This is a genomic window from Sphingomonas sanxanigenens DSM 19645 = NX02, from assembly GCF_000512205.2.
Classification (GTDB): Bacteria; Pseudomonadota; Alphaproteobacteria; order Sphingomonadales; family Sphingomonadaceae; genus Sphingomonas_D; species Sphingomonas_D sanxanigenens.
In genome coordinates this window covers 643,637-666,194 of record NZ_CP006644.1, presented here as the reverse complement: position 1 = coordinate 666,194, position 22,558 = coordinate 643,637, and the positions used below count along the sequence as shown (strand labels likewise).

The 22,558-nt window shown below is 66.8% G+C and carries 19 protein-coding genes and 1 CRISPR repeat array; of the genes, 11 read left to right on the top strand and 8 right to left on the bottom strand.

Going from position 1 to position 22,558, the window contains the following annotated elements:
* Nucleotides 1–72 precede the first annotated feature (72 nt).
* The 4 genes from NX02_RS03020 to NX02_RS03010 all read left to right on the top strand — a co-directional run bounded on the left by NX02_RS03020 (nt 73) and on the right by NX02_RS03010 (nt 3,909).
* Nucleotides 73–963 carry a LysR family transcriptional regulator gene (locus tag NX02_RS03020; RefSeq protein WP_025290716.1) on the top strand — a complete coding sequence of 297 codons (891 nt, stop codon included), beginning with the start codon at nt 73–75 and terminating at the stop codon, nt 961–963.
* Between the two features lie 383 nt (nt 964–1,346).
* Entirely contained in the window at nt 1,347–1,505 is a 159-nt protein-coding gene (locus NX02_RS32090) for a hypothetical protein (RefSeq protein ID WP_158013880.1), read from the top strand.
* Between the two features lie 451 nt (nt 1,506–1,956).
* Nucleotides 1,957–2,442, top strand: a complete 486-nt coding sequence (locus NX02_RS32085) for an immunoglobulin domain-containing protein (RefSeq protein ID WP_158013879.1) — start codon at nt 1,957–1,959, stop codon at nt 2,440–2,442.
* Nucleotides 2,443–2,829: 387 nt separating this feature from the next.
* The gene (locus NX02_RS03010) at nt 2,830–3,909 is read left to right on the top strand and encodes an IS630 family transposase (RefSeq protein WP_025290714.1); all 1,080 of its coding nucleotides are present in this window, start codon (nt 2,830–2,832) and stop codon (nt 3,907–3,909) included.
* Here the strand turns inward: NX02_RS03010 and NX02_RS32080 are convergent.
* On the bottom strand, nt 3,898–4,446 hold the full coding sequence (locus NX02_RS32080) for a hypothetical protein (protein WP_158013878.1): 549 nt from the start codon (nt 4,444–4,446) through the stop codon (nt 3,898–3,900). The genes NX02_RS03010 and NX02_RS32080 overlap by 12 nt on opposite strands.
* Before the next feature lie 206 nt (nt 4,447–4,652).
* A complete protein-coding gene (locus tag NX02_RS32075) occupies nt 4,653–5,462 on the bottom strand; it encodes a hypothetical protein (protein ID WP_158013877.1) in 810 nt (269 codons plus the stop codon).
* Nucleotides 5,463–6,216: 754 nt separating this feature from the next.
* On the opposite strand from NX02_RS32075, the gene NX02_RS30520 reads away from it, so the two are divergent.
* The 4 genes from NX02_RS30520 (at nt 6,217) to NX02_RS02985 (ending at nt 11,101) form a co-directional block, all read left to right on the top strand.
* A complete protein-coding gene (locus NX02_RS30520) occupies nt 6,217–6,810 on the top strand; it encodes a tetratricopeptide repeat protein (RefSeq protein ID WP_158013876.1) in 594 nt (197 codons plus the stop codon).
* Between the two features lie 64 nt (nt 6,811–6,874).
* Nucleotides 6,875–8,380, top strand: a complete 1,506-nt coding sequence (locus NX02_RS02995) for a hypothetical protein (RefSeq protein ID WP_039996375.1) — start codon at nt 6,875–6,877, stop codon at nt 8,378–8,380.
* Entirely contained in the window at nt 8,380–10,395 is a 2,016-nt protein-coding gene (locus tag NX02_RS02990) for a hypothetical protein (RefSeq protein WP_025290710.1), read from the top strand. Before NX02_RS02995 ends, NX02_RS02990 begins: the two co-directional genes overlap by 1 nt.
* A 25-nt stretch (nt 10,396–10,420) precedes the next feature.
* A complete protein-coding gene (locus tag NX02_RS02985) occupies nt 10,421–11,101 on the top strand; it encodes a hypothetical protein (RefSeq protein WP_158013875.1) in 681 nt (226 codons plus the stop codon).
* Between the two features lie 440 nt (nt 11,102–11,541).
* Here the strand turns inward: NX02_RS02985 and NX02_RS02980 are convergent, their stop codons facing one another.
* Nucleotides 11,542–11,811 (bottom strand): hypothetical protein, encoded by a 270-nt coding sequence (locus NX02_RS02980; protein WP_158013874.1) that lies wholly within the window; start codon nt 11,809–11,811, stop codon nt 11,542–11,544.
* Between the two features lie 181 nt (nt 11,812–11,992).
* Here NX02_RS02980 and NX02_RS02975 point away from each other — a divergent pair, with 181 nt between their 5' ends.
* The 3 genes from NX02_RS02975 (at nt 11,993) to NX02_RS30515 (ending at nt 15,861) form a co-directional block, all read left to right on the top strand.
* Nucleotides 11,993–13,579 (top strand): TIR domain-containing protein, encoded by a 1,587-nt coding sequence (locus NX02_RS02975; protein ID WP_025290707.1) that lies wholly within the window; start codon nt 11,993–11,995, stop codon nt 13,577–13,579.
* Nucleotides 13,576–14,154 carry a hypothetical protein gene (locus NX02_RS02970; protein WP_025290706.1) on the top strand — a complete coding sequence of 193 codons (579 nt, stop codon included), beginning with the start codon at nt 13,576–13,578 and terminating at the stop codon, nt 14,152–14,154. The genes NX02_RS02975 and NX02_RS02970 overlap by 4 nt, the downstream gene beginning before the upstream one ends.
* Before the next feature lie 63 nt (nt 14,155–14,217).
* Nucleotides 14,218–15,861 carry a TRAFs-binding domain-containing protein gene (locus NX02_RS30515; RefSeq protein ID WP_025290705.1) on the top strand — a complete coding sequence of 548 codons (1,644 nt, stop codon included), beginning with the start codon at nt 14,218–14,220 and terminating at the stop codon, nt 15,859–15,861.
* Between the two features lie 28 nt (nt 15,862–15,889).
* On the opposite strand, the gene NX02_RS02960 is transcribed toward NX02_RS30515, so the two are convergent.
* The 5 genes from NX02_RS02960 to cas9 all read right to left on the bottom strand — a co-directional run bounded on the left by NX02_RS02960 (nt 15,890) and on the right by cas9 (nt 22,522).
* Nucleotides 15,890–16,573: a Crp/Fnr family transcriptional regulator gene (locus NX02_RS02960; protein ID WP_025290704.1), complete on the bottom strand. Its 684-nt coding sequence runs from the start codon at nt 16,571–16,573 to the stop codon at nt 15,890–15,892.
* 132 nt (nt 16,574–16,705) lie between these two features.
* Nucleotides 16,706–17,863: direct repeats of the CRISPR family, unit length 36 nt; unit sequence GTTGCCGCTGGACCGCGATCTCTGAACAGCTATGGT.
* A 74-nt stretch (nt 17,864–17,937) separates the two neighbouring features.
* On the bottom strand, nt 17,938–18,261 hold the full coding sequence (cas2, locus tag NX02_RS02955) for a CRISPR-associated endonuclease Cas2 (protein WP_245648753.1): 324 nt from the start codon (nt 18,259–18,261) through the stop codon (nt 17,938–17,940).
* Between the two features lie 11 nt (nt 18,262–18,272).
* Nucleotides 18,273–18,416, bottom strand: coding sequence for a hypothetical protein (locus tag NX02_RS33495; protein WP_245648752.1), 144 nt, complete (start codon nt 18,414–18,416; stop codon nt 18,273–18,275).
* Complete coding sequence (cas1, locus tag NX02_RS02950; RefSeq protein ID WP_245648751.1) at nt 18,413–19,198, bottom strand: type II CRISPR-associated endonuclease Cas1; 786 nt, start codon at nt 19,196–19,198, stop codon at nt 18,413–18,415. The genes NX02_RS33495 and cas1 overlap by 4 nt, the downstream gene beginning before the upstream one ends.
* A 12-nt stretch (nt 19,199–19,210) precedes the next feature.
* Nucleotides 19,211–22,522 carry a type II CRISPR RNA-guided endonuclease Cas9 gene (gene cas9, locus NX02_RS02945; RefSeq protein ID WP_025290702.1) on the bottom strand — a complete coding sequence of 1,104 codons (3,312 nt, stop codon included), beginning with the start codon at nt 22,520–22,522 and terminating at the stop codon, nt 19,211–19,213.
* Nucleotides 22,523–22,558: the final 36 nt, after the last annotated feature.

The window sequence follows — 22,558 nt, the reverse complement described above, 5'->3', positions numbered from 1 at the left end:
CAGCAGGTAGTGCCGGACGGTCGGTGTTATTAGCGGGTGTTCGCCGCATGGGTTTGTGAAGGATTTGCAGCAATGAAGCGTGGCGAACTGGATGATCTGGCGGCGTTCGCGACAGTGGCGCGGACCCGCAGCTTCACGCGCGCCGCGGCCGAACTCGGCTTTTCACCGTCGGCGCTGAGCCATGCCATGCGAGGGCTGGAGCAGCGCCTGGGCGTGCGGCTCCTGGCCCGCACAACCCGCAGCGTTGCGCCGACGCCGGCGGGCGAGCGCTTGCTGCGCTCGCTCGACCCCGCGCTGGCGGAGGTCGCGCGCGGCCTGTCGGCGCTGGCCGATTGGCGCGGAGAGCCATCCGGGCGTATTCGGCTGACCACCTTCTCGTCCGCCGGCCGCATGATCCTGGCGGCGAAGCTGCCGCAGTTCCTGATCGATCACCCGCACGTCTCGGTCGAAGTGAACGTCGACAGCCGCCTGGTCGATCTGGTCGCGGAAGGTTATGACGCCGGCATCCGGCTGGGGGAGAGCGTCGAGCGGGACATGGTCGCGGTGCGGGTGGGCCCGGACCTCCGCACGGTGGTGGTCGGCACGCCCGAATATTTCGCGCGACATCCGCGCCCCTTGGTGCCCGAGGAACTGGAAACCCATAATTGCGCCAACTATCGCATGGTCGGCGGCGGGTTGTTGCCGTGGGAGTTCGAACGGGACGGCCGCGATGTTCGATGCCGCCCCGGCGGACAATTGATCGTCAATGACGAGACGGTGGCGTCCGCCGCCGTCCGCGCGGGCATGGCGCTGGGCTATATGTGGGAGAGCGACGTCGCCGAGGAGGTCGCCGACGGGCGACTGATCAAGGTGCTGGACGAATATTGCCCGGTCGGCCCCGGGCTGTTCCTATATTATCCCAGCCGTCAGGTGACGCCCGCGCTGCGTGCGCTCGCCGATGCGCTCAGGTGGCGTTGCGGCTGATATCCGCCTTGCATTGCGGCCGGCTGATCGGCGATGCGTCTACCCAATCCGTTCGGGGCGTGCCGATCGCCGGTCCGTATCGGCATCGGCATCCCGGCAAATGACGGCCAGAATTGGCTCGTCGGCACCGTGCGGCCACGCGCCTCAAAAACGCGCCGCGCCCACCTCAAGGAGCATGGACTGCAGGGAAGCTGTAATTGACGCGGCCGTCAACCTGAGCGTGAGCTTCCAGGCACGGCCCGAGCAGCGCTGGTCGACCGGAACTGGCGCAAAGCGGACATCGGGTGCGGCGAATGTGGTGCGGCGGTTGGCGCTCAATTGCGGACGTTCGCCCGATCAGTCATGCTCCTTGTGCTAGTCCCAAGGCGGGCCCGCGGGAGGGCATGCGCGAGGGCGGCGGTCTTACGCTAAACGAGCAGAGCCGGATTCTACCGATCGCCGGTGGGCAGCCGGGACGCGCCGCGCTGCTCGAAATGCAGATCGACAGCCATATCGCCGTGACCAGCGGATGGGGCGCGGCCGACTGGATCCTGCGGCCCTAGGCTCGAGCGATGGCGAACGATTTGCTGACATTGAATTCGATGGGCGACGCATGCAGAAGCGAGGCAAGCAATGTTGGATAAATCGAAGGCTATCACAACCGGCACCGCATGCACTCGGCTATCTCGCACCGAACAAGCCGAGCAGAGCATGACGGGAAAACCGGCGTGTCCGCCGAACCAGGGGACGATCAGTCTTGACCGCCTTCAACGCATCGGACAGTCTCGGACGATGCGTCTAGGCTTAATTTTGTCAGCCCTAAATTGGCGCTTGGTGGGCGTTTTTCTCGCTATGCCGTTGTGCGCCAGTTGCGATGGATCGCAAGCAGCACGAGACGTCACTGCAAACCACGGGTGGCGAATCGAAGGGACCAAAGCGTGCCAGAGAATTGCTGACCGCACATATTGCTTCCCGTTGACAATGGTTGATAGTCCACCGGACCCACGTCCCAATATGCCAAGTGCGATCTTGCTGGAAATCCCGTCCAGCCGAGAGCGTGAGAAGGAATGCCGAACCTACACGCCTAGCGGGACGCCGGTTCACGTTGGAACGCGACTGCTTCTGGGGGAGGCCTATCCAGGCGATACACTTCAAGCGTATGCTCAACGCAAAATCGACAACTATCTCAGTTACACGCTCAAGCCCAAAGCGCCAATTCGATGGAATGGCCTCAACTGCCTCAAGGTCGATCCACGCTCAATTTCGCCGACTAGGGACTTCGTCTGCCTCTTGAACACTGATCAGCTCGAAAATGGTGCGACCGTCATCTCGTGCGATGCCGATGGCGAGGTGCCAATTCCGGGATGTCGCCATGATCACTTCGTTGACGGCCTCGAGTTCAGCATGAGCTACAAGAAAACCTGCGGTCGCTACTGGCGCGAGATCGAAGTCGAGACAGTCGAGTTCGTTCGCAAAGCCGAAAAGCGTGAAACTGACTAGCGCCATGCGTCGGCCAAACATAATGAGCGCGATTCACGGCAACGTTGGCAATATCGTCCGCTCCTGACGTCGACATTCAAGGGTAGACGCTTACGCGGCAGCAGGTTCTGGCGCGAAGCGGACGTCCAACCGGCAACTGGGTCTGTCGCAAACTTTAGGCATTGGTCACGTTCTATAATGTAATCTCGTTTATTGAGGCTTTGATAAGCCCGTGCGATCGGATGACGGCAACTGGATAGCGCCTGCAATCATGTTGACGTCCATTTGGACACCGTCAGAGGTCGCAGCATCAGTGCCAAGGCTCCTAACATGTGCTAGTGGATTGATCGGAACGGAAGAGTCCGTTTTGTGGATTCCGCTGAGCGCGACATTGTGCGACGAGTCGGTATGCGTAGTGGTATCACCTTCGTCGTCACGGCACCGGATCGGGCGCGGCTTGAAGCTCTCGTTTCGGCCCGTGGGTCGCCCCAGAAGCATGTATGGCGCGCGCGGATCGTCCTTTTGACGGATGATGGGCTGGGCACCGTTGCGATCATGGCGCAGACGGGCAAGTCGAAAACGTGCGTGTGGCGCTGGCAGGAGCGGTACATGGCCGAAGGTGTCGATGGCCTGCTCCGCGACAAAACCCGCCCCCCTGGCATCGCGCCGCTCGAGACGACGCTCGTCGACAAGGTTGTGGCGTTGACGCTCGAGGCGCCGGCTCAGGAGGCGACGCACTGGACGGTGCGCGCGATGGCCAAGGCGGCGGGCATCGCAGCGTCCTCGGTCGTGAAGATCTGGCACGACCACGGCCTCGCGCCGCATCGCTGGCGCAGCTTCAAGCTGTCCAACGACAAGGCGTTTGCCGAGAAGCTGCACGACGTGGTCGGCCTCTACGTCTCGCCGCCGGCGCACGCGATCGTGCTGTCGGTGGACGAGAAGAGCCAGATCCAGGCGCTCGACCGCACACAGCCGGGGTTGCCACTCAAGCGCGGCCGGGGGGCGACCATGACGCATGATTATAAGCGCAACGGGACGACCACGTTGTTCGCGGCGCTGAACGTCCTCGACGGCTCGGTGATCGGGCGCAACATGCAGCGGCATCGGCACCAGGAGTTCATCCGCTTCCTGAACGCGGTCGAGGCCGAACTGCCGTCAGACAAGGCCGTCCACGTCATCCTTGACAACTACGCCACCCACAAACAGCCGAAGGTTCGCGCCTGGCTCGCCCGGCATCCGCGCTGGACTTTCCACTTTGTGCCTACGTCGTGTTCCTGGTTGAACGCCGTCGAGGGCTTCTTCGCCAAGCTGACCCGCCGGCGCCTGAAGAACGGCGTCTTCTGCTCCGTCGTCGATCTCCAGGCCGCCATCAACCGCTTCATCAAAGAGCATAATCAGGAACCCAGGCCGTTTGTATGGAAGGCTGATCCCGATCACATTATCGCTGCCGTCAGGCGCGGGCACCAAACGTTGGAATCAATCCACTAGAACGCCGAAAGCATCAGATTCAGCATTGGGCATTCGCTTGATAAAATAGTATTGTTTAAGATGTGCAGAGGGATCTTTAGATCCTCTGTCGACGACTTGCCACCCAGCCGATGTCGAAAAACCTGACAGCATTTGGCTCTCGAATGACCTGTCGTGAAATCCAGTGATCAAGATATCACAGGATGCTTGGCCCCGCCGTGGGATTGCCCAGACACCCCCTCCCTGTGTCAGAATATTCAACACCAAGCTCGGATGAGCTCCATTGCCGTTTGTCAAAATGAATCTTGTCACCAGTGCAGGCAAGTCGGCAATTTTCTTTACTCTACTTGCAACCTCATATTCGGTGTAAACATCAGTTTTAAATTTCCCGATCATTTTTCCAGTCGTTACGGAGCTCTCGCAAAGCGCGATGGCAGAAGAAGCCGCCTCAGCGGGGCTAGCGATTGATTCACGCGCTTGTGGGATGGCCGGTTTCTGAGCAGAAGAAGGGAGAACGAGCATCGTTGCGCCAACGATGCCTGCAAGAGTCTTAAGCATTCTTTTGACCTTGACGTTTCAGGATATTTCGGGGACATAATATGAAATAGGTGCGATCGAAGCCTGCAGCGGCTTCTGACCGGCGTTTGATATTGTGTCCCCGTAATGCCATGTCCGCTTCTAGACGGGGCTGGAAGCGCGCGGGCGGGCGGTTCTTGGCGCAAAGCACACCCCGTTTTACGAAGAACAGTGCCGATCTCGGCATATCAGCGCTTGCAAGGGCCTGTGCGGATGATTCCAAACGGCTGCACGGGAATCGGCCTGTCGTTGCGGATCGTAACCGTCTGCTCCTCAACGCGCAGTATCGTAAAAGCCGCACCAAAGGAAGTTCGCTGGCCGGGATCATCGCCCGATCGACTGTGCTTTTCGCCAAAAAGCGGGATCGGGTTCCCAGAACCGAAAGCCCGGATGAACCGCGGATCGCCATCCAAGAGCGCAATCCCGCCAAATGCAATGCCGACCATCGGCCCATCGCGAAACTCTTTGATAGATAGACGACGGTAGGTTGGTCCCGCAAGTGTTGGCGGGCCGCTAGGCACCTTTACCCCGACAATCGGAATATCGTATGGACATGAGAAAGCTAGAACAGCATCGTCGATCTGGCCGTCCCGTTCGCGATCGACGAGACAATGCCTATACGATACTATTGTTTTTCCTATCAGCCCTTTTGATTCCGTATCAAATGTTCTTACTTGACAAAATACGCCGGCCGATGACCGGCTTGGCCTATACATCGTCCCACCCGCCAACTCGAAGAGTTGCTCACCTGCACGGATTACATCGTCGACGTTCGGACCTACGTGGGCATCTGCAGTCAGTTCGATAAGCCCGATAGGTAGCAATCGTGCACGCTGCAGAAAATCGCCCTTCGTAAGCGTGATAGGCTCAGACGTGATCTGAGGAGGTTCAACGATCCACGTAGAGACGGCGGTTTCCGATTTTGCATGCGCGGCCTGGGTCAAACACTGTGAACAGATCACGCATAATGCGGCGCAGAACATCTTTAGCGCGTTCATTTAATCCCCCTCATCTTTTCCACCGCAATGCAGTACTATGAAATAACAGATTTAAGTGACCATTATGCAAAGCGGCGATATCAGCCCCACGGGCGCGAGATTGCCCCCACTAACCATATCGGTCAACATACGGCGCCTCTCCAGCGTCGGGATATTTCGGGGACACAAGATATTTCGGGGACACAATGCGAAATAGGCGCGATCGGAGCCTGCACCGGCTTCTGATCAGAATTTTATATTGTGTCCCCGTAATGCACGGCGGCCGCCTCTTCCCGGCCCATGTCCAGCCGCGCACAGATGGTCGCGTCGCCAGGCAGGATCGGCGCTGCCCGGCGACGCGGACCTTGGCGACACCATCTGCGGGCACGGCGCGCAGAACCGCCGCGCGCGGCGCGGCAAGCGATCTGCCGATCGCAATGAACGGATGCAGGTCTCCACGCGAACCGGTTGTCGCAGGAACGATCCGGGCCATGCGCGATGAGTGCGCCATCGTCGTTGCACCGGCGGCAGTTTGCCGAAACCTGCGTTCGGCGGCGCGCGCTTGATCCGCCGCTCGCCCCCTCCCGACAGGTGCGGCGTCGCGACGCCTGCGATCACCCCGCCCCATACCCGGAACGACGGAAACCGGCGCCCCCATCCCTCCCCCTGCCGCCACCCGCAACCCGCTCAACATGAAGTGATATTTTGCACAGACTCGGGCGCGTTACGGTTGTAACCCGCCGTCCGAGCAGGATTAAGCGCCCAAGGGGGTTCGATGAGTATGCGATGGCTCGCGCCGTGTTCGGCGCTGCTGCTGGCCGGCTGCGGGATGGTGAGCAGCTTTCTGCCCGGCGATACCAAGGCCGCGCTGGCGGAGGTGCGTTCGGCGATCGTCGCGCATGATTATGGCGTGGCGGTGGAGCAGGCACGGGCCCTGGCGATCCGTCATGACGACGATCCCGAGGTGCTGTTCGAGCTGGCGCGCGCCGAGGCGCTGCTGGGCAACGAGAACCGCGCGGTGACCGCGCTGGAGAAGGCGATCGCCGCCGGGCTGCCGGGCACCGTCGCCACCTTCCGCGATCCCGCGTTCGACGAGATCCGCCGCACCGTGCGCTTCACCGCGATCGCCGGGCGCGCCGCTCCGCAGAGACTCAACCGGCCCGTGTCCGACACGCCCGAGGTCGCCGCCACCGCGGCGCCCACCGCCCGCGCGGCGGGCGGGGGCCGCCGCGCCGCTTCACCCGCCGGCGACGGCGGCATCGCCCCGCTCGAACCGCTCAAGCCGCTCAAGCCGATGCGCGCCGGCGACGTCGAGATCGGCGACGATGTCGTCCGCGCCGGCGACGTCGATCTCGGCAGCGACTTCTGATCCCGTTCTGATCCCGGGCGGCCGTCCGGCCGTCCTCACCCCTTCCTTCACAGGACATATCGAAATGACCAAGCTCGCTCGTGCGTCGTTGATTCCGCTGCTGCTCGCCGCAGCGCCGCTTTCCGCCGAGGTCGTCAGCGGCACCGGCACCGTGCCGGTCGGCAAGTCGAAGGATGTCGAAACCATCCGCGTCCGCGCCGAGCGCGAGGCGCGCCGCGCGGTGGTGGTCCAGATGCTGGAGGCGACGATCGGCGCGCCGCGCGTGGCCGAGGTGCCGCAGGCGACGATCGACGATCTCGCCGCGCAGATCCGCCCCGAGATGATCACCGATCGCGAGAGCGGCCGCGAGGGCAACGACTTCTTCGTGCGCTTCACCGCCGATATCGACGGCGCCTGGTTCCGCGGGCTGCTCTCCAACAAGGGCATCGACAGTTCGTCGCAGCGCGCGATGAACGACAATTACCTGATCTTCGTGATGCTCGACCAGAACACCGGCACCGCGCGCGACGATTCCCGCCCGGTCGAGGAGACGGTCGACTATCAGCGCGATTCGGGCGCCGCGATCAGCGCGCAATCCGCGCAGGTCTCGCAGAGCAAGTCGGCGAGCGGCGTCAGCGTGCGCAGCGCGGGCGGCTATGGCGCGGCGGAGGACGGCCCGGGCTATTCGGGCCGCGAAGCGGGCGGCTATGCCAACAGCGCCTCCGCCGCCGCGCGCACGTCCCAGGCCAGCGCGAGCAAGAGCGACGTGCGCGCGTCCGAATATGATCGCGTCCGCTATCGCCGCCACACCATCTGGCAGCGCCCGCCGCAGGGCTCCGCCGCGGACACCGGCATGGCGGCGCTGCGCGGGTCGCTGAGCGACTATGGCGTCGCCTTCGCGGATTCCTGGGCGGCGCTCTCGGGCTATTTCGACGGCCAGCCGCCGCGCTACGACATGCTCAAGCGCGACGCCCGCTACCAGGGCTTCCTCGACAGCCTGCAGAGCCGCAACGCCCCCTTCTTCATGGGCGGCACGATGAACATCACCCATGCCGGCCGCGATCCGGCGACGGGCGAGGCGGTGTGCACCGGCACGCTCGACGCCAGCGCCTCCGCCACCGCCGACGGCCGCGACATCGGCAGCGACACGGTGAATGCAGAGGCACGCGCGACCACGCCGGAACTGTGCGAGGGCGTCGTCGCCAAGCGGCTGGCGCTGGCCGCGGCCACCTCGATAGGCCCGCGCATCCAGAACTACTGGCGCCGCATCGCCAATGTGGAGGCGGCGCGCGGCCAGAACACCCAGCAGCTCAACGACTATGCGCTGACCCTGCGCTCCGATCGGCTCGACATGGCGATGCAGGCGGACATCCTCGATGCGCTGCAGGCGACGCAGGGCGTGGAGAGCCAGAACTTCGTCTCGCAGGCGGGCAACGAGATGCGCTTCACCGTGCGCTACGCCGGATCGGTGCCGCTGCAGCTCGCGCTCTACCAGAAGCTGCGCGGGCGCCCCGGCTTCGCCAACATGCAGTCGACCGCCAACGGCCGCAGCGTGCTGCTCTGCCTCTCCGGCTGCGGCTCGGCACGCTGATGCGCGGCGGCCTTCTGCTGGCGACGGCGGCGGCGGTGACGGCCGCTGCCGCCGCCTCCCCCGCCGCGGCGCAGGTTTCGGCGCCGCATGTGTGGGCGGTGCGCGGCGTCTATGGCTTCGATGCGCAGAGCTGCGGCACCGAGGCCGGGCTCGAGGCCGCGATGATCGCGCCCGAATTCTGTGCGACGGTGGCGGCGGCGCAGGCGCCGCTTGCCGAGCGGTTCCAGCAGGCGATGCTCGCGCGCTTCCCCGGCGCTGAGGCGAAGTTCGCGCAGTCGCTGCCGGCGGGCACCACCCCCAACGCCCGCCTGAAGGCGACCCTGATCGCCTCGCTGCGCCTTACCCGCGCGACGATGTGGCGGGTCGACAAGGCGGCGGGCAGCGACGGCTTCCTGCCGGTCACGCTGACGCTCGACATCGCCAATGCCGATACCGGCGAGGTGGTGTTCACCCGCTCGCGTTCCGCGGTCGGCCAGGGCGTCTATCCCACCGCGCAGGTCGAACAGCGGCTTCGCGCCGAGCTGCCGGCGCATCTCGATGCGACGATGCAGGCGCTGGTCACCGAGGCGGCGGCGGCGTGGAAACCCTATGCGCAGTCGGCGAAGATCGTCGGCAAGGTCGATGCCGGCTATGTGATCGATCGCGGCCGTGCGCAGGGCATCCGCGCCGGTGCGTCGGTGGGCAGCGATGTCGCCGAGGGCGAGGTCGCCTATGCCGGCGCCGGCTATGCGATCGTCCGCCCGCTGCTCGGCGACTATCGGGAAGGCCAGGTGCTGACGCGCACCGCGGTGACGCCGGTGGCGCTGCTCGCCAAGCCTTCGGTGCTGGTCGCGGTCGATCGGATGCCGCGCGGCTATGGCCGCCTCTACCTCACCGAGATCCTGCAGGATGCGCTGGGCGCCGGCGGCGGCTTCGCGCCGATGCCCGTCGCCCCCGGCTTTGCGCGGCTGCGCGCGGCGGCGGTGGGCGAAGCGGGTGCCGAGGCCGGCCGCCAGCGCGCGCTGCCCGATTATGTCGCGCGCGTCTCGGTGGTGCCGCTGCCTTCCGCGGTGTTCGCCAGCAACATCCCCGGCGTCACCATCGAGCGGCACCAGGCGGATGCGTTCGTCGATCTCGTCGATCGCTCGGGCCGCGTCGTCTATTCGGCGCATGGCACCGGGCTGATCACCGACCAGATTTCCGGCGACACCCGCTTCTCGCCCGACCAGCGCCGTGACACGGTGGTGCGCAACGCGCTGATCGATGCCGCCGCCAAGCTGGCGAGGTTCAAGCCGCAGCCGCTGCAGCTGCCGATCGCCACGGCCGGCGCCGACCGCATCCTCATCGCCGACAAGGGCGGCGCGCTGCCGCTCGGCGCACAGCTCGTCGTGCTGCGCAACGAGGGGCGCAAGCCCGGCATCGAGGGGCCGGTGTTCGCGCCGGTCGGCCTCGTCCGCACCGTTGAGCTGGCGGAGGGCGGGCTGATCGCGGTCAACGCCGATGCCGCGAAGATCTCGCTGCGCGCGAAGGATGTCGTGGCGATCGACCAGGCGGGCAAGCCGCTGCTCGCGCGCCGCGCGCTGGTGCAGTGCGCCGCCCCCGTCGACGATCGCGGATCGGTGGCGGCGGGCTGGTGGTCGATCGCCGCCGAAAGCGCGTTCGCGGGCCAGTTCGCCGCGCCGGTACGGATCGCCGGCCTGCCCGGGCTGCTCGCGCGCTACCGCACCGATTTCGCGGGGTGGGACAGCTTCGCGCCGGCGCAGCCGGTCACCACCGATCAATGCTTCCGCCCGGTGATCGCCTTCGATCCCGGCCGCGGCAAGGGCGGCGCGCAATATGGCATGACCGTGGGCTACACGCTGATGCGCGGCGCCACCAAGGTCGCGGGGCAAGGGCTGGAGGCGATGCTCTCGCCCACCGAGGTGCCGGCGGGCACGCCCGCGCCCAGCCGCTCCGCAATGCTCGAACAGGATCTCATGGCCAACGCGCTGCCGCTTGCGATCAGCGCCGCCGCCGCCCTCAAGCCCGTCAACTGATCATCTGCAACGAAGGGGTATTTTCGTGAAGAAAACCATATTGATGCTTGCCGCCACCCTGGCGCTCTCGCTGCCCGCGCAGGGCTTCGCGCAGTTCGGCGGCTTCAACCCGCTGGGCGCCGCCAAGGAAAAGCTGGGCATCGGCGGCTCCGGCAGCAGCGCCGCCGCCGATCCGGACGGCTTCCTGCAGAACGCCACGCTCTCCACCAAGAACGTCATGATCTCCGCCGCGCTGCTCGCGCAGGCGGTGACCGACCGCACCCAGATGGTGAGCCGCAAGGCGCAGATCGACGCGCTGCAGAACGCGCAGTCGATCGGCGAACTCAACGCGCACACCGCCGAGTTCAAGAAGGACATGGCCGTCCTCAACGAACGCAAGGATCTGTCGGCGGACGTTTCGGCGGCCTACCAGGCGTCGGACAAGAAGCAGAAGGATCTGATCTCGGTGGCGGTCGGCAACCTCCTGATCGGCCTCGCGCGCGACGTGAAGCTTGCCGGCCAGGCCCGCGGCATGGTCGGCAGCGCCAGCGCCAATCCGGAGACGATCTCGCGCGTCGGCTCGCTCAAGACCGCGGGGTCGCTGCTTGGCCTGCAGGTGAATGGCCTCGGCGGCGTCCTCAAGAGCGCACCTGCGCTGATGACCGCCGCCAAGGTGCGCGGCCCCGACGCCGCGGAAACCAGCGAACCGCGCAAGGTCACGCTGTAGGATCGTCATCGCGTCAGGGTCGTCATCGCGTCTCCGCGGGCCTGACGTCGGACATGCCCCATTCCAGGTCATCCCGGTCTCGAGCCGGGATGACCGATGGTCTGGTGGCCATCGCCGCAAATCCGGTGCGACACCGCGGCGAAAACAACCATCGGAACGACGCAATTTCCCCTCCCCGGCGTCTGCTCGCCGGAGAGGGGAAACCGAGATCCCCTTACCCACCCTCCCATTGGCACGCGGCGTTTCGGTACGGTCTGGTCTCACGTACCGCAACGCCACGGGCGCTCCGGGCACACCCCGAAACGGGGTGAAGAGGCGGCACGGCGCGGCGCTCCCCCGGGGCTCCGGACCCCGGCGATCGCACGCTGCCGTGCACGCCCCCCCCACGAAAACCACGGCCCCGTCCCGTCCCCACGGACAAGGGCCGACGGTTTATGCGTTCAATGCGTCGGTCCGCGGCGGATCAGCTTCGACATCATGTCGAGAAAGCGCGTCAAGCCGGTCAGCCAGTCCTGCACGCCTTGCGGAATCATCGGGATGCCGATGATCGCTTCCAGTATCCGTCGCGCGATCGGCCAATATCGTCCGAACAATTCGGGCAGCGCCGCCGCAACCACGGTCTCGATGTCGCCATCGGTGCGCAAACCCAGCGATTGCAGCACCGATCGCAACCCGGCTTCTTCCTCGCGCGTCAAGTCGGACGGTATCATGATTCTCCCCATCTCCCCGGTCGGGCACGGCCTTTCGCCCCGATGCGGTGCAGACCATCTGGCGATTCGCAGCCGGCTTTGCGCGTGACGGCCGTCACGCGCACGCATATCCATTGCATCGCGGTACGATTCCTGAGAGCGTGCCACCGCATTGCAGAACGCGCTCGGGGGGGTGGCAGAAATGGACGCATCTCGGGCCGTGATCGGCACGCGCTATCGCGCGTTTCTCAGCTACAGCCATAGGGATGCGCGATTTGCCGCGCGGCTCCACCGGCGGCTGGAAACCTGGCGCATTCCCAGGGCGATCGTCGGCCGGCCCACCGCGCTCGGCCCGCTGCCGCCCACGCTGGCGCCGATCTTTCGCGACCGCGAAGAGCTTCCCGCCGCGGCCGACCTCAGCGAAGAGGTCGGCCGCGCGCTCACCCAGGCCGCCAGCCTGATCATCCTGTGCTCCCCCGCCGCGGCGCAGTCACGCTGGGTGCGGCGCGAGATCGAGATGTTCCAGGAGGTCGCCCCCGGCCGCCCGATCCTGGCGGCGCTGGTGCCGGGCGCCGATCCATCCTGCCTGGCCGACCTGTTCGGCGATGGCGAGCCGATCGCGGCGGATTTCAACCCGGCCGGCGACGGCGCGCGCTACGGGCTGCTCAAGCTCGTCGCCGGCATTGCCGGGGTGCCGCTGGATGCGCTGGTGCGGCGCGATGCGCAGCGCCGGCTGCGCCGCGTGATAGCCGTCACGCTGCTTGCGCTGCTCGGCATGCTTATTTTCGCGGCGGTCGCGGTGGTGGCGTTTGACGCGAAGCGTCAGGCCAGTGCGGAGCGCGACCGCGCGGAGGGCCTGGTGGAATTCATGCTGACCGATCTGCGCGGCAAGCTGGAAGGCGTCGGCCGGCTCGACGTGCTCGGCACCGTCAACGATCGCGCGCATGCCTATTATGCCGCGCAGGATCTGGATGCGCTGCCCGTCGATTCGATCGAGCGGCGCGCGCGGCTGCTCCACCTGATGGGCGCCGACGAGGACCGGGCGGGGCATCTCGACCGCGCGGTGCCCAAATGGCGCGAGGCGCACCGCGCCACCGCGGCGCTGCTGGCGCGCGCGCCCGACGACAGGGACCGCATCTTCGGCCACGCCCAGAGCGAATTCTGGCTGGGCTTCGCAGCGCTCCAGCGTAGTGACCTGCGAACCGCGCGCGCCTATTTCGAGGCCTATCGCCGGCTCGCGCAGCGGCTCGTCGCGATCGATCCCGCGAACCCGACCTATCGGCAGGAGGCCGCCTATGCGGACGGCAATCTGTGCACGTTGAGCCATGAGGACAAGAAGGCCGCGGCGCAGGCGCGCGTCGCCATCTGCCGCAGCGCGCTCGAACTGATGCAGGATGCCGCGCGCCGCACCCCGGCCGACAAGGTCGACCCGGTGATGGTGCAGGTGGGCAATTATCACGCGTGGCTGGCGGGCGCGCTGCTGATGGCGGGCGATCCGAAGGAAGCCGAGGCGCACTATCTCGCGCAGGCGCAGATCACCGACCGCTTGCTCGCCGACGACCCGCGCAACATGGACCTGCGCGAGATTGCGGTCGTGACGGCATTCAGCGTCGCCAGGATAGAGGCGCAGACGGGTCGCGCGGCCGAGGCGCGGGCGCGGCTGCTCCGCGCGCGCACGGTCATCACCGAGATGCGCGCGTTCGATCCCGCCAACGCGATCTGGGCCAATCGCGGCAAGCATGTCGAACGCCTGCTATCGGATTTGACGACCAAGGGGACAATTGAATGACCGACATTCCCATTTCCGCCGCGCTGCCCACCGGGTTCAGCGCGACGCCCGACCATATCTGCCTGACGATCGGCGCGGCTTCGACCCCGGTCAGCCTCGCCTTCGAATATTTCACCGGGCAGATCTTCGCGGCAGAGGCGGACGCGCACGCCTTCATGCTCACCAGGCCGGCGACGGCGAAACCCACGCTGGGCGAAGAGCCGCTGGATATCGTGCTGAACGGCGACAGCTGGGTCTATATCGGCTTCCACGAACTGGTGAACATGCGCTTCAGCGACACGGTGCCGGCATTCGACCTGAAGAAGTTTCCGGCGCTGCGCTATGGCGGCATCATGCATTACGACGCGGCGGGCCAGGGCAGCGTGACGCCCATCCCGGATTGCGTCTATGCGCGCTTCGCGGTGAAGGTGAAGCCGCCCATCGGCACCACCCAGTATCATGACTTGGTCGACTATAATATCGACCTGATCCAGGACGTTTCGCCGGGGAGCCCGTCGCCCACGGGGCGCCTGCCGGTGATCTTCGATCCGGGCGTGCGATATCCCGGCGCGCAGTTGATCCCCGAACCGATCTGATCGCCGCGCCCCGTCCGCGTCCGCGTCCGCCAGAAGCCGCACCTCTCGCTGCGAGGATAGAGCATGACCGCGTCCAGCCCCGCCATCTTCCGCATCATCGCAACGGCGCGTAGCGGCGCGCTCGACCATGCCTGGCAGATGTTCCGCGCGGCGGGGTTCGACGGGATCGACGACGACCCGGCCATCCTCAACCTCAAGGGGCGGCTGCTGAAGGACGAGGCGCTGCTGGCAGGCGGCGCCGCGCGGCGGGAAAAGGCGCGGCGCGCGGGGGATGCCTATGCCGCATCCGCCGCGCGCCAGCCCGCCCCCTACCCGCTGATCAACGCCGCGACCCTCGCGCTGATCGCCGGCGACCGCGCGGAATCGGTGAGCCGCGCGGACGAGGCGCTGAGCCTGATCGCGCAGGGGGTGCCCGACGAGACGCCCTATTGGCTCACCGCCACCGAGGCGGAAGCGCTGCTGCTGAAGGGCGACGAGGCCGGCGCGAAGGCGGCGCTGACCCGCGCGATCGCCGCGGCGCCGCAAGCGTGGGAGGATCATGCCTCCACATTGCGCCAGTTCGCCGCGATATTGCGCGAACGCGGCGGCGACGCCGGCTGGCTCGATCCGCTGCGCCCGCCGCGCAGCCTCCATTATACCGGCCACCTCGCGCTGAGCCTGCCCGAGGCCGAGATCGTGCCGCGGATCGACCGCATCCTCGCGGCGGAGGGCATCGGCTTCGGCTATGGCGCGCTTGCGGCGGGGGCGGACATCATCGTCGCCGAACGGCTGCTGGCGCGCGGCGCCGAACTCAACCTGATATTGCCGCTCGACGTCGCCGGTTTCGTCGAGCGATCGGTGCGCCCGCATGGCGAACAGTGGGTGCGCCGCTTCGACCGCGCGCTGGACGCGGCGGCCCAGACCATCATCGTCGACGAGGCGAAGGATGCCGGCGACGGCGGCTTCGCGCTGCTGGTGGGGCTGACCGACCTCGTCGCCACCGGCCGCGCGGTGATGAACGCGGCGGCGCTCCAGTCGGAGGCGGTGCAGCTGGTGATCGGCCCCGTCGCCTGCCCGCCGGGCCAGCCGCCGTCGCCCGGCCAGAGCGCGCGCAGCGCCGGGCTGTGGCGCCGTGCCGGCCGCCGCCAGCACATCATCGCCAGCGCGCGCACCGACAGCCCGGTGGCACCGCCCGCCGACCGCCTCCACCTCGTCGCGATCCTCGCGGTGGTGCCTGGCGCGCAGGATGCGCCGCGCCTCGCCGCGCTGGCCGGCGCGGACGCGCTGCTGGCGGCGGCCGCCCCCCTGCTTGCCGCCGCGCCGCCGGCGGCACCGCCGCGCTGGTCGTCGAGCCGGCTGCTGCTCGCCTGGCGCGATCCCGCCGAGGCGCTGCGCACCGGCCTCGCGCTGCGCGCCGCCGCGCCCGGGCCGGTGCGGCTGGGGCTGCACATCGGCATCGTGACCGAAATCGGGGGCACGGGGATCGGTAGCACGGGCATCGGCGCCACGCCGGGCACGGACACGATCCTCGCCGGCCCCGCCTTCGAGTTCGCCGAACGCATCGCCGAGCTCGCCGGCCCCGACACCCTCCTCGCCAGCGGTACCTTCGCCGCCGCCGCCCGCGGCGTGGGCAGCGAGGGCGCGCGGATGGAATTCATCGGCGAACTTCCCGGCAGCGCCGATCGCGAGGATATGGAGCTGTACAGCGTGATGGCGCCGGGCGCCTGACGCCACGGGCGCCAGTCACACGATCAGCTCACACGATCAGCTCGTCCAGCCGCCGCCGCGAGACGATATCCAGCGCGGTGCCGCGCCGGGTGACGATCTGGCGCCGCTCCAGCGCGCTCAGCGCCCGCGAGGCGGTCTCGCGCGTGGTCTGCGCGCGCGATGCGAGTTCGGTGACCGACGGCAGCGGGCTGACGCGCTGTACGCCGCCCGCCCCGATCCCGGCGGCGGCCCCGCCCGCATCCGCCAGCCGCGCGAGCTCCGCATAGACCCGCCCCGCCGCCGACAGGCTGACCCGCGCGCCGAGCAGGTCCGACAGATGCGCGATCTGCCGCAGCAGCGAGCGCGAGAGGGTGAGCGCCACGCAATTGTGCCGCTCCGCCAGTTCGAAGAAGACCGGCGCGTGGAACCGCGCGGTCTCGGTCGCTTCGGTCGCGGTCACGTCGGCGCGCTGGCTCGCCCCGCGCTCGACCGCGCCGAACAGGTCGCCGGCCTTGTAGTCGCCCAGCCGGAACGAGCGCCCGTCCATCGTCACCATCACCGCGCGCGCGCGCCCGAACAGCATGAGGATCACCTCCTCCGCCCGCTCCCCCTGCCGCACCAATATGGTCCGCGCCGCATGCGCCTGACACCGCGCCTGCACCATCACCGCCCGCGCGGTTTCCAGCGAACAGCCGAAGGCGGCCGCAGCCTTCTCGATTTCCCCCTCTATCATAAGAACATGATCGGACATTTCGACGGGCTTGGGTAGGTGGGGGTTTCGCGGGGGTGGCGGCGATGGCGAAAGCCGACCGAACCCATGGTCCGCGCGGATGGGCGCGCCGCATTGTCGTGACGAGGATCATCTCGTTGCGCTGGACCGCGATCTCTGAACAGCTATGGTCTGCGAGGTGTCCTGCTGCATGAGCGGGAGTTGCCGCTGGACCGCGATCTCTGAACAGCTATGGTTCTGCCTGGGCGATGCTCGGCTCGAGGATCGTTGCCGCTGGACCGCGATCTCTGAACAGCTATGGTTGGGCTGCGCAACGCCTGTGCCGCGGTGACGTTGCCGCTGGACCGCGATCTCTGAACAGCTATGGTACACCACCCATGACCAGTGAGAGCGAACTGCGTTGCCGCTGGACCGCGATCTCTGAACAGCTATGGTCTTGGCGTCGTAATGCGCGCAGCTATCGAAGTTGCCGCTGGACCGCGATCTCTGAACAGCTATGGTCTTGACGCCATCCCACTCGCCCTCGTCACCGGTTGCCGCTGGACCGCGATCTCTGAACAGCTATGGTTGGACGACAAGATCAGCCTCGGTGCCGAATGTTGCCGCTGGACCGCGATCTCTGAACAGCTATGGTGCCGAAGCGCGGCGCTCCGCAGGCTTCCGGGTTGCCGCTGGACCGCGATCTCTGAACAGCTATGGTGCGGGTGGCAAAGACTGTGGTTCGTGCTGTGTTGCCGCTGGACCGCGATCTCTGAACAGCTATGGTCCGTCCCGCAGCCCGCACCTTATGCCACATGTTGCCGCTGGACCGCGATCTCTGAACAGCTATGGTGGAGGACCATGATGCTCACGGGTTCGTCTTGTTGCCGCTGGACCGCGATCTCTGAACAGCTATGGTCGCGCTTCTTGATGATCGCCTCACCCACCTGTTGCCGCTGGACCGCGATCTCTGAACAGCTATGGTAAAGGTGATAACGCCAACGCAAGCGAGCAGTTGCCGCTGGACCGCGATCTCTGAACAGCTATGGTCGGCGAAATAGACGGTGGCGATGCCGCGCTGTTGCCGCTGGACCGCGATCTCTGAACAGCTATGGTCGGCCAAATAGACGGTGGCGATGCCGCGCTGTTGCCGCTGGACCGCGATCTCTGAACAGCTATGGTCGGCCAAATAGACGGTGGCGATGCCGCGCTGTTGCCGCTGGACCGCGATCTCTGAACAGCTATGGTCGGCGAAATAGACGGTGGCGATGCCGCGCTGTTGCCGCTGGACCGCGATCTCTGAACAGCTATGGTCGACCGGCGATTATCCCTTTGCAAACGCAAGAGATAATCGCCGGTCGGCATAGCAGGAACATCCTCGAATCTCCTCAGAACAGCGCGAGCTGGTCCGGATTTTTTCGCGTCCGCCGGCGGCGCTGGCCGGCATAGCGTATGATATTCTCATATTGCTTGTCCGTGAAGCTCAGGATGTGAACGTCGCCCTTGTCGGGCAGGTTCGCCTCGATCCGCCGCATATAGGCTTCGAACTGCTCCTTGCCGTTGCAGAAGCGGGCATAGACCGAGAACTGGCTTTTCTCGAACCCCTCGTCGAGCAGATATTCGCGAAACTTGGTGGCGGCGCGCATCTGCGCCTTGGTCCCCACCGGCAGATCGAACATCACGAAGATCCACATCAGCCGATATCCGCTCAATTGGCTAGCGCTCATCGCATCAGTGCGTCGAGCCCGGCGAGTTCAAGCGCCGAGGGTGGTTGCGGCAGCACGAGATCGGCGGCGCGGCCGCTCTGGAAGGATTTGGCGAGCGTTTGCGCGGCACGCGTGGCGGCGATCGAAACGGTCGTGGTCACCCGCCCGCTCCCGGCAGATCGAGCGCGATCAGGCCCGCAAAGGCGCGCTTCGCCGCCGGCGTCACCTCGGCGATGCCCGCCGCGTTCAGCCGCACCGTCAGCGCATCGACCAGCGGCCGGAACGGTTCGATGAGGTCGTCCGCCAGCGCGAAGGCATTCCCGCGATTGGCGTGGTGGATGCCGATCGAAGGATGCAGCCCGGCCGCCACCACCGCGCGGGCGCACATCGCCCGCATCACCGCATAGCCATAATTGAGCTGCGCATTGGTTCCGCCCGCTTCCCGGTCGCGCCGGAAATCATCGCCCATCAGCAGGCCCCAATAGCGCCGCGCCGCCTGCGCCTCGACATTGTCGGGATCACCCGATCCCACCTTGCGCGCGAGCAGATCGAAGGCGCCGGCGGTGCGGCCGTTGGCTTCCAGCACTGCGCCCTGCCAGCGGATCTTGGCGACGATCACCGAACGCCAGAGTTGCTTCGCCAGCGGCCGCTTCGCCTCCCACTGCGCGCGCATCCGGCCGTTCTGCGCATGATGGCCGTCGATCGGCAGGCAGATCGCGGCCGGGTGGTGGTTGCTGCCGCATAGCAGCATCACCGCGCCGCGCTCCGCCAGCGCGACGATCAGATTGGTCGACCAGGTGACGCCGTGCGCATGGACGATCACCGCGGCGATATCGTCCAACGGCACGCGGCCCACCTCGGTGCGATCCTCCGCCACGATCAGGAAGCCGCGATGCGCCGAGAGGTGGCGGCCATCGGTGGCGATGTCGACGATCCGTTCCATCGCCGCCGCGTCTCAATCCGCGTCCGCGCGGCCGGGCCGCGTGACCCGCCGCCGCTTGCGCGCGGGGAAGCCGGGATCGAGCACCCGGCCGAGTTCGTCCACGCGCACCTCCCGTGCGCGCCACGCTTTCAAAGTCGAGGGTGAGGGATAAAGATATCTGAACGGATCTCCCTTGTCCGCATGACGCGACTTCAGCGCCCCGCCCTCATTCAGCGGCGCTAGCGTGAACTCATTGGTCGAGAATTTCACGACGCGGACGAGTTCTCGCCCCCCCTCCCCTCGCTCGATCGCGAGCACATCGTCCCGGTGCAGGCTCAGAACCTTGCGCGCCGCTGGATGCGGGCGCGGTGGCTCGCCGGACTGATGCGCGTAGTACATTTGCAGCACACGCTGCTCCCATTTACCGTCGGGCAGTTCCCACACATCGTAGCGATAGTTGGAATCGCCTTTATAGCCCTTGTAGGCGCGGCCGGCGGCGTCGCGGATCGGGATCACCTGCAGCGGCTCCACCACGCGCACCCGGCGGATGCCGCGATAGTCGAGCGGCCCAAGCCGGGGGAAGGCGGCGATGCGATCCTCGAAAGGCTTGCCGCTCAGCCCCGCCGTGAAATCGTGCAATGCCGCGCGCAGCAGCGGATCGCGCACCTGATCGATATGCTCGGGCTTTTTGAGCGCCCCCAGCGGCGCCCGATGGACCACAATCGGCGTGCCCTTGGCATCCGCCTCGCCGGTGAAGCCGTAGGCAGTATCGTTGTGCAGCCGGGCCGCGGTCTGGTCCCGTCCCCGCGTCGCGGCCTTGGCCACCGTGCCATGGTCCGCACGGTGCGCCACGACGATGCGGTCAACCGCGCGTTGCAGGTCGTCCCGAAACCCCGTCCAGGGTTCGGGCACGATGATGCGCAGCAGCTCGGCATCGCTCGCCCCCTCGCCCGAAGCCCGCTGGATACGCTGGAGCATCGAGCGATCGAGGATCGCAGTGACGACCGCGTCGATCGCGTGGTGGCGATGATCCTTGCGGTTCTTGGGCTGTTCGGCGCCGAGATTATGGTCGCCGAGCAGACCGTTCAGCCCCAGCTTGCGGCGCACCATCTCGGTCAGCCGGCCTGGCGAAACCCACACATGGCTGCTGCCGTCTCCCTTGTCGGGATAGAGGCAGCGCAGATAGTCATGAGCGATCCGGCCGAGATATTGCGTGTCGACGAGATGGCGGGCGAGGAAGCCGCCCTCCTCGGCGAAGCGCTCCATCGCGTCGGGCTCGAACCGCCAGCGCTTGTTGCGCGGCAGGCGGGAAGCGCGCTCGGCGATCTCTTCCCATTGCGGGGTGCCGCCCCACGCCTCGAACGGGGATCGCTTGCGCTTGTCGCGATTGGCCTCGCGCAGGCAGAGGATCTTGTTGGCGTTGGAATCATCCAGCGTGGCGTCGAAAGGCAGGATATGGTCCACCTCCGCCGCGCCCGAGAAGATCATGCCGATCGAGATCTGCCGCCCCGAATAGATGCAGCGCCGATCGAGGATATTCTCGGGGTTCAGTTCCTCCCACAGCTTGAGCAGCGCGCGGTTGCCGCCATTGTCGCGCTGGCCGAGTTCGGCGAGCTTGGAGGACCGCTTCTCGGCATCGAGGCGGTTGCGGCTGTTCTCCCGGTTGCGCTCCTTCTTCTCATCCTCGGACAGCTTGAGTTCGCGCGCCAGTTCCAGCGCGACCTCGGCGGGCGGGCCATAGACGCGGATCAGCCGGTTGACGACGCGACGGAGTTGGTTGAGCGCGATATGCACGGTCGGGTTGGTCAGCCGGCCGATGCGCGCCGCCTCATCCGGCTCGTCGGGGTCTGCGGTGCCCGGCACGATATGCCGATCCAGCGGCACGCCATAATAGGGCAAGGCCGGGCGGCCCTTGGCGTCCGTGAAGACCTCGCCACTGCGGTGATCGCTGTGATGATAGCCGGCGATCGCCGCCGCCTCGCTATAGACCACCACCCGGCCCGCTTCGGTCGCGGGCGCATTCGGGCCGCGCCCCTCGGGCGTGCGGCCATCGCGCAACGCGGCGAGCAGGGCCGCGGTGGCGGTGAGCCCGAAGCGGCCATGCCCAGCGGGCAGCCGCGCGCCCGCCACCGCCCTCGCCTGCTCGGCTGTCAGCTTGTGCGTCTCGACCAGCCAGGTGCGGAACGCCGCCTCGTCGGCATCGCTCTCCAGCGCCTGCTGCCGCTCGATCACCGTCCATTGCTGCTCCGTGGAAAGGTGCGGCCACAAGGAGCCGAAGCGCGTCTTGCCGCCCATTTCCGCGGCGACCTCATCGCCCTTCAACTCGGTGCGGTGCTCGCTTTCCTTGTTAAAACGCGCATCGCCGTCCAGCTTCAGCACCTTCTCGCGCAGGCTCTTGAACGTGACCTTACCCTTGTCCTTCAGCTTGAGCAGCAGCAGGTCGCGCTGCTCCGGCGTCAGCCGTTCCGCGACCGCGCCGGCGCGGACGATCATCAGCGCGTTCAGTTCCTCAAGCAGCCGGCGGCGCTGGAACAGCGGGTGCGCCTTGGGCAGCCGCGCTTCGCCCGGCACCAGGGTGCAGGCGCCCACCTTCGGCGCCCTCAACGGGCGCTGGCGGAAGACGATCTCGTGGAGGCGGTGATAGGCCTCGTCGGTCAGCACCTTGGGATGATGCTCCGCCTGCGCATGCCAGATCGCGTCGAACTCGTCTTTCAGCAGCGCGCGGCTGGGATAGAAATCATAGCCGCTGCCCTTCGCCCCCTCGCCCGTCTCGGCGCGCAGCCGCGTCCGCACGCTGGGTATCTGATTCTCGCCGGTGGCGCCCGCACGGCGCTGGCGGAGGAATTCGCCGAACGTCCGCGCGCCCGCCGCCGCGATGGCATCCTTCAGCCGATCGACGCCGATCGCGATCTTGCCCGCATCCTCATCCTTGCCGCGATCCGCCTTGCGGTTGGACTGGAAGCCCCGCCGCTGGTTGAGGTGGAACAGCGCCCGGCCGATCTCATGCAGGCTCAGCGCCTCGTCCAGCGCCCGCGCGCGCAACGCATAGGGATCGAGCGCGGCCAGCGCCTGCTGCACCTCGGGATCGGCGGGGAACAGCCCGTCCGCCTCGAGATGCTTCAGCAGCGCGCGCTGCCTTTGCTTGAACCGGTCCCGCCGCCGCCGCGCCGCCCGCGCCGCGCGGCGATCCACCGCCAGCGACGTGCCCGACTGCGGATCGCGGCCATCACCGAAGATGCGCGATCCGGCTGCCAGAATGGCATCCGGCGCCCCCGCCGCATCGAGCGACAGCGCCGCCCAGCCAAGCGAATTGGTGCCAAGATCGAGCCCGAGCCGCCACGCCATATCCATCCTCCCCCAATGCGGGGAACCGATCAGGGT

Excerpts from the sequence above, each read along its gene's own strand:
- NX02_RS03020 (WP_025290716.1), top strand. The coding sequence starts at position 73 with ATGAAGCGTGGCGAACTGGATGATCTGGCGGCGTTCGCGACAGTGGCG.
- NX02_RS32090 (WP_158013880.1), top strand. The coding sequence starts at position 1,347 with ATGCGCGAGGGCGGCGGTCTTACGCTAAACGAGCAGAGCCGGATTCTA.
- NX02_RS32085 (WP_158013879.1), top strand. The coding sequence starts at position 1,957 with ATGCCAAGTGCGATCTTGCTGGAAATCCCGTCCAGCCGAGAGCGTGAG.
- NX02_RS03010 (WP_025290714.1), top strand. The coding sequence starts at position 2,830 with ATGCGTAGTGGTATCACCTTCGTCGTCACGGCACCGGATCGGGCGCGG.
- NX02_RS32080 (WP_158013878.1), bottom strand. The coding sequence starts at position 4,446 with ATGCTTAAGACTCTTGCAGGCATCGTTGGCGCAACGATGCTCGTTCTC.
- NX02_RS32075 (WP_158013877.1), bottom strand. The coding sequence starts at position 5,462 with ATGAACGCGCTAAAGATGTTCTGCGCCGCATTATGCGTGATCTGTTCA.
- NX02_RS30520 (WP_158013876.1), top strand. The coding sequence starts at position 6,217 with ATGAGTATGCGATGGCTCGCGCCGTGTTCGGCGCTGCTGCTGGCCGGC.
- NX02_RS02995 (WP_039996375.1), top strand. The coding sequence starts at position 6,875 with ATGACCAAGCTCGCTCGTGCGTCGTTGATTCCGCTGCTGCTCGCCGCA.
- NX02_RS02990 (WP_025290710.1), top strand. The coding sequence starts at position 8,380 with ATGCGCGGCGGCCTTCTGCTGGCGACGGCGGCGGCGGTGACGGCCGCT.
- NX02_RS02980 (WP_158013874.1), bottom strand. The coding sequence starts at position 11,811 with ATGATACCGTCCGACTTGACGCGCGAGGAAGAAGCCGGGTTGCGATCG.
- NX02_RS02975 (WP_025290707.1), top strand. The coding sequence starts at position 11,993 with ATGGACGCATCTCGGGCCGTGATCGGCACGCGCTATCGCGCGTTTCTC.
- NX02_RS02970 (WP_025290706.1), top strand. The coding sequence starts at position 13,576 with ATGACCGACATTCCCATTTCCGCCGCGCTGCCCACCGGGTTCAGCGCG.
- NX02_RS30515 (WP_025290705.1), top strand. The coding sequence starts at position 14,218 with ATGACCGCGTCCAGCCCCGCCATCTTCCGCATCATCGCAACGGCGCGT.
- NX02_RS02960 (WP_025290704.1), bottom strand. The coding sequence starts at position 16,573 with ATGATAGAGGGGGAAATCGAGAAGGCTGCGGCCGCCTTCGGCTGTTCG.
- cas1 (WP_245648751.1), bottom strand. The coding sequence starts at position 19,198 with ATGGAACGGATCGTCGACATCGCCACCGATGGCCGCCACCTCTCGGCG.
- cas9 (WP_025290702.1), bottom strand. The coding sequence starts at position 22,522 with ATGGCGTGGCGGCTCGGGCTCGATCTTGGCACCAATTCGCTTGGCTGG.